Annotated in this window: 1 protein-coding gene; it reads left to right on the top strand. The window is 56.8% G+C overall.

The window, feature by feature from the left end:
* Nucleotides 1–75: 75 nt before the first annotated feature.
* The gene (locus tag QLH52_RS24510) at nucleotides 76–1,464 is read left to right on the top strand and encodes an IS4 family transposase (protein ID WP_319963284.1); all 1,389 of its coding nucleotides are present in this window, start codon (nucleotides 76–78) and stop codon (nucleotides 1,462–1,464) included.
* The last annotated feature ends 7 nt before the right edge of the window (nucleotides 1,465–1,471 follow it).

Here is a 1,471-nt window from a genome sequence, read left to right as displayed (position 1 = left end):
CTCATCGTTATACACAAGTCTCCCAACGACTAAACTACCAGGAGGCATGAGGCATATAGATGATGGAGAACAGCGATGAGCAATTGGGCCGAAGAAGAAGTACAAACCGCTGATTTGGAAGATCGGCGCCTGAATAAACGATTGGCATTGTTACTGGAGCGATTAGGCGAACATCCGCAGCTCAGCATCCCGGCGGCCTGTGGCGGCTGGAAGGAGACGATGGGCGCTTACCGGTTTTTCGACAATGATAAGGCGACTTTCAAAAAGATACTGGCGCCGCATCGAGATGCCACGGTCGAACGGATGAAGAGCAGCCCGGTCGTACTGCTGGCGCAGGACACGACGGAGTACGACGAAAACATTTGTTTGGGGCCAAAAGGTCTCGGCACTTTGAAAGAGATGGCGAAACATGCGCGCCGACTACATCCGACCATCGCCTTTACGCCGTCGCGGATTTGCTTGGGTGTCGTCAAGGCAGCGTATTGGGCGCGTGACGGCGCCAGCCCGCGACAAGCGCGGCGCCACAAAGGCGTGGACGAAAAAGAAAGTCGGCACTGGCTCGAAAGCTATCAGGATAGCTGTGCCTTACAGGCGCAAATGCCGGACAGTTTATTGGTCAATCTCGCCGACCGGGAGGGCGACATTTACGAATGGTTTGTCGAATACCAAGACTATGCGCCGACTGCTCGCGCTGAATGGATTGTTCGGGCGACGCAGAACCGAGACCTTCTGGTCGAGCCGGAAAATGCGGCGAAATGGCTATGGTCGGCCCTGGATCAAGCGCCGGTCATGGGTTATACCGAGGTTAATGTCAAGTCGCGGCCGAACCGTGCAGCGCGACTGGCGCATATCACGGTACGTGCCGCCACGGTGCCCCTCAAGCCGCCAGCGCGTATTGGGTATCGACTGCCGGCATTGAACATCAACGCGGTGCTGGCGCGCGAAGAGACGCCGCCAGCCGGCAAGGAAACCTTGGAATGGCTCCTGCTGACCAGTTTGCCTGTGGCGAGTTTCGAGCAAGCGACTACGGTGGTGGCGTGGTATGGCGTGCGCTGGTGTATCGAAGTGTACTTCCATGTGTTGAAGAGCGGTTGCCAGATCAAGCGGCTACATCTGGAATCGGAAGAACGGCTACTACCTTGTTTGGCGCTCTATATGGTTATTGCCTGGCGGGTGTTATTCAGCCTGATGCTCGCGCGCGCAGCGCCGGACATGGATTGCGAGATTATTTTCGATCCGCAGGAGTGGCGAGCGGCTTATATCGTCGTCAAGCGCTGTCCACCACCGCTCACGCCACCGCGCCTCGGTGAGGTAATCCGACTGATTGCAAGCTTAGGCGGTTATTTTGCCCGCAAACACGATGGTCCACCGGGTGCCAAGGCCATGTGGATCGGCTTACAGCGCTTGCGCGATTTTGTCATCGCCCTCGATGCTCAACAGGATGTCGCGATGAGATGTGTATAACGATGAG

The organism is Methylomonas defluvii (genome assembly GCF_033949435.1).
Lineage (GTDB): Bacteria > Pseudomonadota > Gammaproteobacteria > Methylococcales > Methylomonadaceae > Methylomonas > Methylomonas defluvii.
This window is presented reverse-complemented; position numbering and strand designations above follow the sequence as displayed.